Origin of the sequence: Microcoleus sp. FACHB-831 (genome assembly GCF_014695585.1) — a bacterium.
GTDB lineage: Bacteria > Cyanobacteriota > Cyanobacteriia > Cyanobacteriales > FACHB-T130 > FACHB-831.
The window spans coordinates 15,127-29,867 of record NZ_JACJON010000073.1 but is presented as its reverse complement, the minus strand read 5'-3'; the positions used below and the strand labels follow the sequence as shown (position 1 = coordinate 29,867).

Sequence of the window (14,741 nt, the reverse complement as noted above, 5' to 3'; positions counted from 1 at the left end):
AATTCCGCTAGGATTACCGTACTTTATCTTAACACTGCGTAAAAGTCTAGTGCAGCAATAAAGCACAGCCCTGGAGTCTTACAGGACTGTGCTTATAAGGCGCTACGGCAACGCCAAAGGACGGGCACGCTAGGCTACTTTGCGCTTGGTTGCAGATTTGCTCTAATTGGGGTGCGTGGCATTTTCAAGCTTTTGAGCATTGATTCATACTCATAAAGCACTTCAATAGCCTGGGGTAGTTGTGGCGGAGACAGGGGTTCTGGTTTTGACCGCAAGGAGCAAGCCAAATCTAGAATTGCCTGACTAGCGGCTGACTTATCTCCAATATCGACAAGACGAGCATGAGGCCACTGATTTAACCATTCATTAACTACCTCGCGGGAGCCAGGATTGTCGTAAGCAACGATTCCCTTTCCAGCGGCGATCGCTTCTTGAAGAACGCGAGGTCGTCCCTCGTTATCCGAGCAAAGCAGAACTGTTTCTACACTATTGAGACAATCCAAAACTTCTTGCCGAGCGACGCGACCCTTGACGAGAATGTGTTTTTCTAGACCGTAGAGAGCGATAAGATTTAACATCTTTGGCATATCAGATCCATCGCCACAAATAGTCAGGTGGACATCAATTTGACGCTCTACTAGAATCCGTATAATTTCAACAGCATCCAACGGTCTTTTTCTAGGCTTTATTTGGGCAGCCATTAGCAAACGAATTTGCTCGCTAGGAGCTGGCGGATCGGTAGCGTTTAAAAAGGGAAGATCGATCGGGTTTGGCAAGAAAACGGTATTGTTGACCCCAACTACACGGTCGAGAGATTCGACAAGATGGCGGGCTATACAAATAATGCGATCGCAACCTTTGTAAAGATCGATCAGTTTTTCTTTAAGCGACGATTCAATTGTGTCGCTAGAAGCAAGGCGATTAATATAAGCTCCCCGGCATATTAGTATGACTGGCTTATTATGATGAACGCGGCGAACAGCGGGGAGATGCCAAAGAAAAGACTCGCGACCCAGAATGACATAATCGAAAGGGCCATGATTTCGATACGCCGATTGCACGTAATAATCGATATCTGATTGAGCCTTTGGACTAATGTTTAGATCCGCCGGAAAGTCCGCCGGAAACCAAATTAATCCAGGATATTCGCTGCCCAAAACTGCCGATTTGTAGGGCGAAATGTGCAAAACTTCATGCCCAAGCCTGCGTAATCCACAAGCAAGTTCTTGGCTAGAGTAGGCTGAACCGCCGCCTTCTGGTGGATGGACGCTTAGTAACAGTATTTTCATAATTAAAAATGCAGTCAGCTCTATGAGTAATTACCTCTGCGGAGCGCTGACTTTTTGTTGCTCCCGCAGGGTTAGAGGCGATCCCGATTCTCCATCAACTTGAGTTTAATTCGACCTTTTGTAGTCCCGCACAGGCTTCGGGGTAGGCTGGACAGGGGGGTAAATAAAGAGCATATTTAAAGATAATTTGTATTAAATAAATAACTTTAAAAAGTGCAATATATCGATCGGGTAAAACTTAACTCATAATTTTTAATTTTGGAGGGCTATCAGCCAGACTTTAATAGTTTTGCACTCTCTGGCTGTAGCCCTAAGATCCTACTGCTCAAAAGCAGTTATAGAAGCCCCATAGATGCGTGAAGTTCAATCATCAATTGGCGCGGTGGGAATTTGCATGCTGATGGCTTGCTGGGATATATCGGGCATAAACCAGTTGGCTTGACCAGCTTGGAAAACTTTAGCAGGAGGGATGTTTAGTTCAACTGCGCCAGTTTGTGGATTGGTCTTAGCAACTAGCTGAGTTCCATCAACTATCTTCACAGCCACGCCACCCGAAGATTGTTGTGCGTCAGCAGGATTTAAACCTGCCAATTGCACGTCACTTGGCAGATAAACGCCATCGCAATCCCACTTCTCGTTAGTTGTCTGACCATCCGCTAGAAGATAAAGGGCATTGTCGTAGGGGGAATCAGATTTTTTTGGTTTTGGCCCGTAGACAGCGAGGGTTTTTCCTGTTTCATTGCGGCATTGTCCCCAGCTTTTTCCTGTTTCCAGGATATATTTTTGGAACTGCAATTGAGCGATTTGCTGTTGCAGTTGTTCGGGTGTCAAACCATCAGGCTGAGTTTGTGAATTCTGCGCGTTCAAGAGATTATCAAGGTTTTGAGTCACCTCGATATAGTCAGCACTTTTGCTCAGTTTAGGTCTGTCTGCGAATGAGGGTTGCGCGATCGCTAAATTCGCTATCAGCACCACGAAGACTAGAACAATTTTCCAGAGTTTCATGAAATGTCTCCTTTTTGAAGTTATTAATTTTCCAATCTAAAACTTGTCAAAACTTACCTAGACTGAAACAGCGGCAATAGTTGATAACTACCACTTTCAATCAAAATGTAAATCCCTAACCCAATTAAAACGAATGGAACGATTGCCTTAGCGTAACGAGTTAAAACACTTGCAACAGCAGGTTGACGGGTTAATCTGTAAGCAATGTAGCACCAGACTCCTATGAGCAAGAAAAACACGCTTAAGATTATTCCCAAACTCGCTAGATCGCTGCTAGCAAACAAAGGCACGTAGATGCCAATATTGTCTCCGCCATTAGCAAAAGTTACAGCTGCAACTTGATAAGTTTGGGGAGCAAACAGGCTGGCGATCGCGTGCGTGCGGTTTGCTCCTGCTGGTACTTCCTGTACTTGCTTTTCCTCATCTTCCCGATTCACTAGATGAGTGATGCCAATGGCAATGGGAAGTAAACCTAGAAGTCCAATCCAAGCTTTGGGAACGATTAAGCCACCAAAGAAACCGGGAAGGCTAGCAACAATTAAAACAGTAAATCCAAGGTACTGACCGCTAACGATATGCTTGGGGCGGAAGGAAGAATTAACCTGCGAAAAGAAGAGCATCAAGATAATAATGTCATCGATGTTGGTTGCGGCAAAGGATGTGAATCCGGCAACGATCGCTGTGGCAAACCAACTCATGACGTTATATTTGTGACCTCATTCAATTCTTTTGTACTTCAGGCGATCGCCAGTTATTTCTACCTATAGCCATCAAAGACAAACAACTGGCAACTATAGTAATTATCGTTAACAGCGGGCTTTCGAGGGTGTGACTTTCCACCAAAATTAAAACACCCAACCCAATTAAAACAAAGGGAACGAGATAATTCCCGTAGCGAGTTAGGAGAGCAGCGATCGCAGGCAACCGGGTTAATTGATAAGCAGCGTAGCACCAAACTCCCACCAACGAGAAGAACACGCCCAGAATCACCAAAAGGCTTTCCCAAGTACTGCTAGCAAACAACGGCACGTAAATGCCAATATTATCACTCCCATTAACCACTGTAACGGCTGCCACGCTGTATGTTTGGGGAGACACAAAGCTGGTAAATAGAGAGTTTTTAGGCTCTCGAGGTTCTTCCTCGCCTTCCGACTCCTCATCTTCCCCATTCAACAAGCGACCGACCCCAAGCGCAATCGGAACGATTCCCAGCAGGCCAATCCAGGGCTGGGGTACGATGAAGCTGCCAAAAAAACCGGGGAGGCTAGCTAAAACCAGCGTACCGAACCCTAAATACTGACCGACAACAATGTGCCGACGACGAAAAGCAGCATTCACCTGCGAGAAAAACAGCGTCAGGATGACAATATCATCAATATTGGTAGCACTGAAAGCTGTTAATCCTGTAGGAATTGCAGTTACTAATCCACTCATTTGTGTCTGTCCTTAATTTTCTTGCTGGCGTTGTACGGGCTATGGTTGGGGTTCGTCTGCAACTGGTGAAGGAACTACCGCTGGGTTGGGGGTGGCAAATCTTGCATGAATTTCTTCAATGCCATTCTCCATCGACCGCACAATATCTGGAGACCGGAGTCTTTGCATTACAAACCATCCACAAGTAGTAACCAAGTACAGCAAGAACAAGTAAGGAAACGCATCGTAAGGGGCTTCTGGTGCTGGGAAAATATTGCTACCGGGTATTCCCACACTGCCCATAACGGGGATCGCCATAAACCCAACGCCCAAAATCGAGAACACTACATCGAGGGGACGCAGTTTGCCGATTTTGTGCAGGTAAACGGGAGCCGCAATCGAAATCAGGATGTATACCGTTAAAAATCCATAAGTGCAAATTGCTCCCAAGTAACCCATACAGTCAAATAGCTTGACGTGAAACAGGGACATCGAAGCGGGCACCAGGAACACGATCAGCGATGACATCGTAATAGCGACGTGCGGAGTTTTATTGGATGAGTGGGCCAGACCCAGGGAAGAAGGAAACAGACCGTGACGCGCCATCGTGAAGAACACCCTAGCAGCCGGATTAATACTGCCGAGGACGCAAGCGAAGAAGCTAAACAGAGCGCTAATTGCAATCAACTCTCCGAGCCAACCCATTCCCACTTGTTGCGACAAAAAGCCCAGGGGTGCTTCACTTTCGGCAAGCGATGCTCCCGTCCCGCTAAAACCAAGCACCTCAATGTAAGTCATGGAAATGAAGAATAGACCTGCTAGGATAGCGCTGCCCATAACCGCTCTAGGGATCGACTTCAATGGATTTTTCGCTTCATCACCCAATGAAGTAGCACTTTCAAAGCCAGAAAAGCCGAACACCACTAACACAAGCCCCATCGCCACTCCCCCAGGGGTTGTCCCTTTCAAAGTCAGTTGGCTCATGTCAATAACAAAGCCCTTATGCGCCCAGATAACGATCCCCAGCGTCGCAATTAAGACTAGAGATATTGCTTCCATCCACAGCATGGCCATTGCTGAGAGCTGGATATCTCTGTAAGCTGCATACCAAGCAACACCAGCACCTATCGCTAGGATTGTAATGGTTGAGGGATGGATTCCCACATGACCGAGCAAGGCGTCGCTAAAGTTGGCAAAGCCACACAAAACCGACATTCCTGTAAACAAATAAGCCAGAACTAAACTCCAGCCGCATATAACGCCTGCTGTCGGGCCAAGACCTTTGGCGATGTAAGAATACAGCGAACCTGGAGACGCCGAGCGACTGGCGAACTGGTTGATGTTGATACTTACAAACACTAGACCAATCATACCGATGGCGAAACTTAGCCAGGTGCCGTTGCCTGAAAGTGCCACGATCAAGCCCAAATTTGATGCTGGGATTGTAGTGGGGGCAAGGACAGCCATTGATTGAGCGAGGACTTCTCCGAAGGGAAGACAGTCTGGTTTTAAGCCGTTATTAGTGTGATTTATTTGCTTTTTCTTGGTCATGCAAAATCTCCTTTTACAACCGAGCGATCGCTTGAGTTAAATTCGTGGGTTCTGCAAGTAGGGAACCCGGTGCAGAAGGGTTATTTTTAAATTTAATAGTTCCTCCTCAGATAATCAAATGGTATTATTTGTTAAATCAATAAATAAAAGTGATTAAATCTTGAACGCGACGTTTTAGGAGGACTCGCAATGGCGGGAATGACGCTTGACCAGTTGCGAATTTTTCTAGCTGTGTCGGAACATTTGCACTTTACCCGTGCAGCAGAAGCACTTTATATTACTCAGCCTGCTGTGAGTGCGGCAATCCAAAGTATAGAGCAGGAATATAGCGTAAAACTGTTCCATCGTATTGGTCGTCACATTGAGATAACTGAAGCTGGAAAATTGCTCCAAGTCGAAGCCCAAAGAATTATCGATCAAGTTGCTTTGACGGAACGGGGTCTGCGAGAATTAAACGAGTTACAACGGGGTGAGTTAAGGGTGGGATCTAGTCTCACTATTGGTAACTATTGGCTACCTGATAAGATCAGCAACTTCAAACGTCAATATCCGGGTATCTTTGTTAACTGTACTCTCGCCAATGCAGAGGAAATTTGTGCAGGAACGGCGACGGGACTGTTTGATTTAGGCTTGGTGACGGGAGAAGTAAAAGCATCGCTTAAGGGTTTGCTAGAACAAGAAGTGGTTGGGAGCGATCGCTTACAAATTGTTGTTGGCAAATCTCACCCTTGGTTTGAACGATCAGAGATTTGCTTAGAGGATCTTTCTACAACAGATTGGGTAATGCGCGAGTCTGGATCTGGCGCCCAGCAAATGTTTGAGCAAGCTTTGCAAAGTTGGGGAATCAATCCAATTGACTTGAATGTGATTTTAGTTTTGAGCAGTAGCGAGATGGTGAAAGCCGTGGTAGAGAGTGGCGTAGGTGCAGCAGCTCTACCTGAATTGATGGTAAAAAAAGAACTGCAAATATCGTCACTTTGCTCGCTTAAAGTTAAAGATAGTCGGAAAGGTTACAAGGTATCTGCTGAAATAGTCCAACCTGTTTTAAAGCTAAAGCACAAACAGCGTTTTCAAACTCGAATTTCTAGAGCCTTTGAACAGATGTTAATTACATAAGTTTAGGCTAATCTTATGGCTTAAAGCCATGCGCGATCGCTGCCAAAACTTGAATTTCTGCTAGGTCGATAGCCATCTAAGAATAGCTATAATAAAAAAGCTTACTTACCTAAAAAACGTTATGAATTTCCTAAGTGAAATGGCTAGTCCTCCTTTAACTACTGTATTTTTGATCGTCGGTTTGGTTTTTCTGACACTGGCTGTTGTAGGAAACTCTAGACTGGGCTTTGCTGAAGTCAATCCAGGATGCTTTGGGAGATTTTTAGCTTTGACTATTGGCCTCTTTAGCTTAATAATCGCTGGCTCTTTAGCAATCTTCCCTGTTGAAATGGTTGAACCACTAAAAACTTCTGTGGCACAGTGGCTGCAACAAAACATCGAGCTACTTACCCAATTTAAAGTTAGCAGTTAAATCACCAAAACTTACCAGAATGTTAATCAGCCAGCCTTACTTGTGGTTTAGATACCGAAGATAATTGGGTAGTTTATAGCGGCATCGGCGATGTTAGACAAACATCCAATAAATATGACTCAAAGCGTACCCCCTAAAAATTTTAAGGATAAGCTCCAATCAGGCTGTAAATTAGCCCAGCCAGTACGCACAAAGTCACGATAACGTAAGTAAAATCCCGATGCCGTAGAAAAGTTAACAGAGAAATTGCCACGCGAGCGATGGGAGTAGCAATTAATACCAGAAGCCCAAATTGAATGATGCCTCTGCGGCTACCGGATAAAATAGCTGTCACCACACCCGCTGGAGAGCGAAACTCGGCTGGTTCTCCTCGAAAAATGTGGTAGTCAGCAGGTTCAGAACCGTGACGAATTAAGTAGAGGACGCCACCTAGCAAAACTATAGCGCTAGCAATAGTAACCCCGTATTTTAAGAGATTGCCAATCAACTTTTCGAGCTGGCGATCGCTCGATTTTTTCGCGATCTTCTTCTTACTATCAACCTCACAGGTTGGGGTTTCCTGTTGCAAGGGGAGTAAATCCTCCTCACCACCACCTATTACCAGATCGAAATTTCTACGACCAGAATCAATTTCATACATTTTAAATGCCCCCACTTAGACTGTTGTAAACCATCTTGAAAGCCATCAGCGCGAGTACGAGACTAAAGACACTTCTCAAAAGTTGAGTCTTAGCTCCTACTAAAACTTTTGCCCCCAACAAAGCACCAGGCAACACGCCCAACATCACGGGCATTGACAATCCTGGATCGATGTAACCCCGCGCCAAATAAACCCCCGCCGATGCTGCGGCTGTCACGCCAATCATGAAATTGCTGGTGGTTGTGGAAACTTTGAACGGGAGACGCATGGCTTGATCCATCGCCAGTACTTTAAACGCTCCCGAACCAATACCCAGCAACCCGGAAAGCACCCCAGCTATCCACATCACGCCAAACCCAACCGGGACAGAATGAACTTGATAAGACATCAATCCATTGGGAGTTGGGTAAGTGCTATTGAGTCTCAGATGAATTGCGATGGGGTCAGTTGACTCGCTTTCAGGGGTTTCTGGTTTGGGTTGCCCAGACAGGTAAGCTGAATAAAGTAAGACAACTGCAAGCACGACTGTAAGCGCTTTTACAGAAACAAAGGTAGCAATTAAAGCTCCTACTATAGCTCCGGTTGTTGTCGCTACTTCTAGAAACATTCCTATTCGCAAATTTGTGTAGCCTTCTTTGATGTAGGCAGATGCTGCGCCGCAGGAAGTAGCGATTACAGAGACTAGGGAAGCGCCGACAGCGTATCGGATATCAACACCAAATACCGAAGTTAAGAGGGGGACAATAACTACACCACCCCCTAACCCAGTTAGCGAACCTAACAAACCAGCGATAAAGGAGCCAATGAAAATAAGAAGGGAAAATTCTAGTATGTTCAAAGTTTATTCCTCTTTTGGTGATGCACAGAAATAAGGCAATATAGTTTTTTATTTAAGTTTTAATTATTTTCCAACTCAGGCGAGTCCTCATCTTTTTTGACTAAAGTCATCAAGCACAGACAACTAGCAAGCAGACTTACTAAATTTAAAGATTTACTTTCCAGCACTATGAAGGAACCTAGACCAATTAAGACAAAAGGAACGAGAGCATTGCCGTAGCGAGTCAAAATATCCGCGATCGCAGGCTGGCTGGTTAATTTATATGCAGCGTAGCACCACACTCCCACCAACGAGAAGAAAACACCGATTATCGCCAGAAGATTCTCCCAACTACTGCTGGCAAATAACGGCACGTAGATGCCGATATTGTCGCTGCCATTGGCAAACGTAACTGCTGCCACGCTGTATGTTTGGGGAGAAAGAAAACTGGCAATTGGAGAGTCATCAAACTGCTCTATTTCTGACTCGACTTCATCGGATAAATCTTCTTCCCGATTCAGCAAGCAACCCAATCCTATGGCTATTGGCACTAAGCCAAGCAACCCAACCCATTCTCGTGGCACAACTAAACCACCAAAAAAACCGGGGAGGCTGGCGATAACTAAAGCAGCGAAGCCTAAATACTGACCAAAAACGATGTGCCGACGACGAAACGCCGCATTCACCTGTGCGAAAAACAACAGAAGGATGACAATATCATCGATGTTGGTAGCACTGAAGGCGGTTATCGCTGTAGGAATTGCAGTTACTAACCCGCTCATTGGTATCTGTCCTGATTTTCATGCTTGGTCATTAGTCGCTGTTGGTTATGGCTTTAATTGGATTTAGCGATATTCCTAATTTAGGTTAACTACCTTAATGCGTTTTAGGGGTACCTATATCTTTGGTTATACGAAAGATATCACTTAAGAGTGATGAAATTTGTATGATAAACATCAATTAACAACATCGAGAATTTATCGGCTGCTAAAACTTTTTTCGTTAAATATTTTTTTCAAATATTGCAGGTTACTTAGAAGTATTCTGCGCTATTCGATTCGTGCTTAAGAGATAGTCCCGCTTCTCGTAAACACTCCAAAAATTTTTTGTGTTTGTCTAAAAAATTATTCTAGCCAAGTATTACAGAGATGTGTAAATTTTGCATTTTCTATATGCAAATATTTGTAACAACGTAATTTCCCTAAAAGTTCTCATAAGCATTCAGGCGGCTTTGCTGGAAATAATTAAGGCGTGTATCAGTTAAGCTGGTGGTATACCAGTAAATATTTTCCTGCCCTTTCCCTTTAAAGCAATCCTAATATATATTCACCTTCTTATTATTTATTTCAAAAGATAGATGCGGTTGCGATTAATCTCGTTTTATTTGATGAACTGTAATATTACCCTAAAGTCTTTTTCAAAAGCAAGTAGCACAAACGATAAACCGGAATTTTTTCTTATATAAAATCTACGGTAAAATCATCGGAATACTTCAAAATCAATCTACGGTAAAATCATCGGAATACTTCAAAATAAAATAAAAGAGAAATTTAATTTTTAAGTTTGGCAAAATATGTAGTGGATATAAATTTCAGTTTTGGCGATCGCTACAGTGTTGATAAGCTTGCTAGGACAGGAGGAAGTCTAAATTTAAACTCAAAAACTTGCCAGGAATCTTGAATGCAGGTGAGGCAGACTAATTTACACGCTTACCTACAAATTAGTTTTGAAGTTCTCGGAACTCAGACTCCTCGACGATTCGCGCAAGCTGGAAATGCCGTGCATTCTGGGAAGTTTGTCTCACGCTTGATTCACTAACTTCCAGCTCACCATCACTAAAATTGCGTAGATCGCAAGCCGGAGTCCGTGTGGTGGCGTGATTTTGCAGAGCTTTGCACCTACCAAAACCCCAGGAACCGTACCCAGCCAAATTGGTATTACCAGACTCCAGTTAACTGTCCCCAGCCAGATATGTCCGAGGGAGGTAAAAAGCAATAATATTGCCGCCTGGGAAATATCCGTACCCACCAACTTGCGAGAGTCAAGGCGGAAAAAGGTAATCAGGACGAGTGCAAACATCGAACCGGAGGACACGCTAGTTAGACCGACTACACAGCCTAAAACTGCTGCCACACCGAGAGTTTGAAGGCGACCCACGTTAGTTTTTAAGTCAAACTTGGGTGGTTCGGGTAAATTCAAGTTGGGGAAAAAATTCTTCACCAACAATTGCGCGATCGCCAACAAAGCGACCAATAGCATTATTACTCCGAGCAAGCGGAGGAGGATAAAATCCAGGTTACTAGCGCCAGTACGCTTAATCAGGTATAAGATTCCCACCCCAGCGAGCGATCCGGGAACGCTCCCTAAAGCTAGCCATGTAACAATTTGCAGGTCGAGCGTTTGCTGTTGCCAGTGCTTGAAGCCGCCGATAACCTTCATTAAGGTGGCAGCCACCACATCAGAACTCACCGCGATCGCTGGCGGTACTTGGAACACGAAAATCAACATCGGGGTGATCAGAGACGCACCACCAATTCCCGTTAGACCAACGATGATGCCGACTAGGAAGCTTAACAGCGGCAGTAATAAGGCACTTTCCATTAAACACATAATTCCGCTAGACTTACCGTAGTTTAACCCTACAAGCGATCGAAAGTCTAGAGCAACAGCCACCGTGCAGAAATAGTAGGATGGGTTGAGGTAACGAAACCCAACTATATAAACAATTGTTGGGTTGAGCGAAAGCCCAACCTACAACTAAACCGTATTGTGAGCAATAGCCTTATGTCTTATGAGTTTCTAGAAGATTTTGCTACTGCTGATATTGCCTTTCGCGCTTGGGGAAAGGATCTGGAGGAGGTTTTCACAGCGGCGGGTGATGCAACTATTAATGTGATGATTGATAATTTGGATGCGATCGCACTCCAGGAAACCCGCAGTTTTAGCTTAGAAAATGATGAACTAGATATGTTGCTGTTCAATTTTCTGCAAGAATTCATCTACTACAAAGACAGCGAGTTACTTCTGCTGAGGGCGCAACAGGTTGAAATTTCCGAGAAAGATGGGTTGCATCAGCTAAGTGCGGTTACGAAGGGAGAAAAGCTAGACCGCGATCGCCACGAACAACGGGTAGATGTCAAAGCTGTTACTTTACACCAATTCCAACTCGAAAAAACCGATGATGGTTGGACTGCTATAGTAATCCTCGATATTTAAGGCGCCTTGCCAAATACGAAAACCCAGCGCGATCGCGCGTTGGTCAATTTCAGCCCCAGTAGTCAACGCGATCGCCCTAATTTTCCGCGTCTCTCTTGCGATTACCTTTTGGCTGAACGCTTATCCCTATTTTCCCAAAATACATCATTCTTTTTATATATAAGCCCAAATAAAAAAAACTTTAGATATTTATCTAATACTAATCCACCATTTGCCTGACCAAGATTTGCTCCCCCCTACCCCCTTATCTGTTAAATCCCTGATATACGATAATTTCACTAACTATAAATAAGGGGGGATTATTTATTACCCATAATCTGTAACCGCGATGCTTTGTATATTTATCTAGTCCTGCAATACTAAAATTTATGCTAAATGTGCGATCCCCCTACCCCCTCCTCTCCTTAATAACGTGTTGTGCGGTTGTCTCAATATGTATCAAGGGGGGGGATAATTTATTACTAATACGTTGGGAAATGGTATAAATTTTATCACTTTAGAAAGAGGATTATAAGAATGGGGAGAAATATTATATGAAAAAGTAATTTTTTTGTACCCCTCCTCATTAAGTGAGGTATTAAGCGGACAAGGTATTGTTCGCTTTTGGGTAAGGTGGTTAGCAATCCCTGATAGTTCTTTTAATCAATCGCAAAAATAAACTAGGATAATCATGAAAACTGAAGAAACAACAAATTTCAACAAATCTGGACAAGCTCCCGTGCAGCGCGATAGCGAAACGCCTGTTCCTCAAAAACCATCTGTCCTATATATAGGTAGTATTGTGCTGGGAGTCATCACCATTATCACTCTGGTTGCAAGTGCCTATCACGGAGTAGTTGGGTTATAGTTCTAGTCGATAGAAGTTGTAAGCGCTGGTATTTCCTTAAGGGAGTGCCAGCGTTTAGATTTTCCTAAAAAATTAAATAACTCAATTTAAGGGAAACGCACTTTAGATAGACTGCGATCGCGCTGCTAACGACTATTAACTTAAAGTACGCTGCGAACTGTTGAATACAGTAAAAGATCTGTAGGGAATGGTGACTTAACCACCCGATAATCTATAGAAACGCGATAAGGCTAGACTTTAGGCTTCTCTAATCCACATTATTAATTTATAAGCGCGATCGCGGCTACATTACATTACCCCCACCTGGGATATATGGCGATCGCGTTGTTGTGAATATAACCTTACAGTGGACACTGATTTCCGCCTTAAAAACACGCTTTGGCTAACATACTTCACATCGACGGCTCTTACGGTGAAGGTGGCGGTCAGATCCTCCGCACCTCTCTTAGTTTAGCTACCATCACAGGTCAACCAATTCGCATCACGAAGATTCGGGCAAAACGCAAAAATCCCGGACTTGCAATTCAACATTTAACTGCCGTGCGGGCGGCGGCTACCCTCTGCAAAGCCGAATTGCATGGAGATCATGTGCGTTCAACAACGCTGGAATTCATCCCCACTTGTCCGCCGCAAGCGGGAAATTATACCTTTGATGTCACCGAAACCACAGGCGCAGGTTCAGCAGGTGCTATTACCCTGATTTTGCAGACTATTTTACTCCCCCTAGCACTCGCGAATGGCGACTCCATAGTGAGGCTCAAGGGGGGAACTCACATCGCGTTTAGTCCTCCCTTCCCCTACATCGAACAAGTCTATGTACCCATGCTCAAGCAGATGGGCGTGCAAGTAGAGGTGCAACTGCATTCTTGGGGTTGGTATCCTCAAGGCAACGGCGAAGTGGAATTGCGAGTTACGGGTAGCGGGGGAGTACCTTTACGCGGTATTCAATTACTAGAGCGGGGAGCTTTGCAACAGGTGCGGGGTTCGGCTGTTGTGACAAAACTTCCTGCTCATATTCCGCAAAGGATGGCTAACCGAGCAGAAAATTTGTTACAGCAAGCCAATCTTCCTGCGAAGGTGGAGGCAACGATCGCGCGAGGCATTGCGCCAGGAGCAGGAATTTCTCTGATTGCTGAGTATGAAAATAGTCGCGCTGGCTTTGGTGCTGTAGGAAAACTAGGAGTACCAGCAGAAAGCGTGGCGGAAATGGCGGCTGAAGAGTTACTAAATTTCCACGCTACTGGGATGCCAGTCGATCAGTTTTTGGCAGATCAATTGCTATTGCCAACTGCTTTAGCGTCAGAGGCGAGTCAATATCGGGCTGCTGAAATTAGTTTGCATTTGACAACAAATGCGTGGGCGATCGCGCAATTTGGGCTAGCTAGGATCGAGATTGATGAAGATACCCAGCTAGTTACCATTGCACCTGTAGCTACTGAAGTTTAGACTACAGAGATTTTCTGCGTTAGCGATATTCAGTTTTTCGCATAAGAAAAATCTGCGCTGCGATTAAAAGGGGCGAGCGATCGCACTCGTCAAAATAGTTCCAACTGGATCTATTTACTCTTCTGTATCAGCGCTATCTTCACCTTCGTCGCTATTTTCTGCTAATGCATTACTACCAATCTGCACCAAGCGAATGTGTTTGTATCCCAAGCGGATTTCAAACTCATCACCTGGTTTTAATCCCATTTCTGCGGTGTAGTTTGCTCCTATGACTATCTGACCATTTTTGTGTACGCTGACGCGATAAGATGCTTCGCGGCCCCGTCCATCCTTTTCGCTCTCTGGATCTAGAGGAATACCTTTGGCTATCAGCAGGGCATCGTAAAAATCTGTCAGGTTAACGCGATCGCTACCCGATTTCGTTTTCGTATAATACCCGCAAAGTTTAGCCAACTCTCGTCTGGGCAAGTCACTGCCCTTAACTTTTTGGAGTAGCGCTTTTCCAGTTAATGGAGAAGTTGCAGTTTCTGCCATAATCCACCCAATCACACATTTTTCTGAACAATTTAACAATATCATAACCCACTTCGATATACCTACTGTTTATAAGAACTTTTCTGTTTCTTGAACTTGCACAGCAGGTTGCCAATACCTTTACCTAAGACAGATATGAATTGGTATTCGTCATTACCCATTACTTATTACCCATTATTGGCAAACCAATAACCCTATACTCAGGCTTTGGTTTTGAAGCAACCTGTAGTAATAGATGCTTATTGTTCTCCTTGTTGCATCAGCGATCCCTGTCTTTTCTGGAAGGATTTCGCAGTTTAACGCACATTAGGGGGCTATTGCGATCGCGAACATCGCTACTGCGTCTTTGCACTGATAAGCACAAGTAAATAAGTAGGTATTCTATCAGCCCGCACTACTGTTGCAGTCGTTATAACAGCCTACTTTACTCTGCAATCGCTTAAGCGATCGCGTGA

General features: G+C 44.4%; 15 protein-coding genes. 5 read left to right on the top strand and 10 right to left on the bottom strand.

The window, feature by feature from the left end:
• Nucleotides 1-134: 134 nt before the first annotated feature.
• The 5 genes from H6F77_RS22460 to H6F77_RS22440 form a co-directional block, all read right to left on the bottom strand.
• On the bottom strand, nucleotides 135-1,289 hold the full coding sequence (locus H6F77_RS22460; RefSeq protein WP_190491134.1) for a glycosyltransferase family 4 protein: 1,155 nt from the start codon (nucleotides 1,287-1,289) through the stop codon (nucleotides 135-137).
• Between the two features lie 363 nt (nucleotides 1,290-1,652).
• Nucleotides 1,653-2,294, bottom strand: coding sequence for a hypothetical protein (locus tag H6F77_RS22455; RefSeq protein ID WP_190491133.1), 642 nt, complete (start codon nucleotides 2,292-2,294; stop codon nucleotides 1,653-1,655).
• Between the two features lie 53 nt (nucleotides 2,295-2,347).
• The gene (locus tag H6F77_RS22450) at nucleotides 2,348-2,992 is read right to left on the bottom strand and encodes a cadmium resistance transporter (protein WP_190491132.1); all 645 of its coding nucleotides are present in this window, start codon (nucleotides 2,990-2,992) and stop codon (nucleotides 2,348-2,350) included.
• Between the two features lie 22 nt (nucleotides 2,993-3,014).
• The gene (locus H6F77_RS22445) at nucleotides 3,015-3,728 is read right to left on the bottom strand and encodes a cadmium resistance transporter (protein WP_190491131.1); all 714 of its coding nucleotides are present in this window, start codon (nucleotides 3,726-3,728) and stop codon (nucleotides 3,015-3,017) included.
• A gap of 39 nt (nucleotides 3,729-3,767) precedes the next feature.
• Complete coding sequence (locus H6F77_RS22440) at nucleotides 3,768-5,258, bottom strand: APC family permease (RefSeq protein WP_190491130.1); 1,491 nt, start codon at nucleotides 5,256-5,258, stop codon at nucleotides 3,768-3,770.
• A gap of 189 nt (nucleotides 5,259-5,447) precedes the next feature.
• Here H6F77_RS22440 and H6F77_RS22435 point away from each other — a divergent pair, with 189 nt between their 5' ends.
• Complete coding sequence (locus H6F77_RS22435; protein WP_199321491.1) at nucleotides 5,448-6,374, top strand: LysR family transcriptional regulator; 927 nt, start codon at nucleotides 5,448-5,450, stop codon at nucleotides 6,372-6,374.
• Nucleotides 6,375-6,495: 121 nt separating this feature from the next.
• Nucleotides 6,496-6,786: a hypothetical protein gene (locus H6F77_RS22430; RefSeq protein ID WP_199321490.1), complete on the top strand. Its 291-nt coding sequence runs from the start codon at nucleotides 6,496-6,498 to the stop codon at nucleotides 6,784-6,786.
• A 142-nt stretch (nucleotides 6,787-6,928) separates the two neighbouring features.
• Here the strand turns inward: H6F77_RS22430 and H6F77_RS22425 are convergent, their stop codons facing one another.
• The 4 genes from H6F77_RS22425 to H6F77_RS22410 all read right to left on the bottom strand — a co-directional run bounded on the left by H6F77_RS22425 (nucleotide 6,929) and on the right by H6F77_RS22410 (nucleotide 10,916).
• Complete coding sequence (locus H6F77_RS22425) at nucleotides 6,929-7,426, bottom strand: DUF1634 domain-containing protein (RefSeq protein WP_190491129.1); 498 nt, start codon at nucleotides 7,424-7,426, stop codon at nucleotides 6,929-6,931.
• 1 nt (nucleotide 7,427) lies between these two features.
• On the bottom strand, nucleotides 7,428-8,264 hold the full coding sequence (locus H6F77_RS22420; protein ID WP_190491128.1) for a sulfite exporter TauE/SafE family protein: 837 nt from the start codon (nucleotides 8,262-8,264) through the stop codon (nucleotides 7,428-7,430).
• 59 nt (nucleotides 8,265-8,323) lie between these two features.
• On the bottom strand, nucleotides 8,324-9,025 hold the full coding sequence (locus tag H6F77_RS22415; RefSeq protein ID WP_190491127.1) for a cadmium resistance transporter: 702 nt from the start codon (nucleotides 9,023-9,025) through the stop codon (nucleotides 8,324-8,326).
• 1,018 nt (nucleotides 9,026-10,043) lie between these two features.
• Nucleotides 10,044-10,916 carry a sulfite exporter TauE/SafE family protein gene (locus H6F77_RS22410; RefSeq protein ID WP_309228904.1) on the bottom strand — a complete coding sequence of 291 codons (873 nt, stop codon included), beginning with the start codon at nucleotides 10,914-10,916 and terminating at the stop codon, nucleotides 10,044-10,046.
• Nucleotides 10,917-11,027: 111 nt separating this feature from the next.
• Here H6F77_RS22410 and H6F77_RS22405 point away from each other — a divergent pair, with 111 nt between their 5' ends.
• The 3 genes from H6F77_RS22405 (at nucleotide 11,028) to rtcA (ending at nucleotide 13,752) form a co-directional block, all read left to right on the top strand.
• A complete protein-coding gene (locus H6F77_RS22405) occupies nucleotides 11,028-11,459 on the top strand; it encodes an archease (RefSeq protein ID WP_190491272.1) in 432 nt (143 codons plus the stop codon).
• 670 nt (nucleotides 11,460-12,129) lie between these two features.
• Complete coding sequence (locus H6F77_RS22400) at nucleotides 12,130-12,306, top strand: hypothetical protein (protein ID WP_190491126.1); 177 nt, start codon at nucleotides 12,130-12,132, stop codon at nucleotides 12,304-12,306.
• A gap of 378 nt (nucleotides 12,307-12,684) precedes the next feature.
• Nucleotides 12,685-13,752 (top strand): RNA 3'-terminal phosphate cyclase, encoded by a 1,068-nt coding sequence (gene rtcA, locus H6F77_RS22395; RefSeq protein WP_199321489.1) that lies wholly within the window; start codon nucleotides 12,685-12,687, stop codon nucleotides 13,750-13,752.
• A gap of 114 nt (nucleotides 13,753-13,866) precedes the next feature.
• On the opposite strand, the gene H6F77_RS22390 is transcribed toward rtcA, so the two are convergent.
• Nucleotides 13,867-14,286 carry an AbrB/MazE/SpoVT family DNA-binding domain-containing protein gene (locus tag H6F77_RS22390; protein ID WP_190491125.1) on the bottom strand — a complete coding sequence of 140 codons (420 nt, stop codon included), beginning with the start codon at nucleotides 14,284-14,286 and terminating at the stop codon, nucleotides 13,867-13,869.
• Nucleotides 14,287-14,741 lie beyond the last annotated feature (455 nt).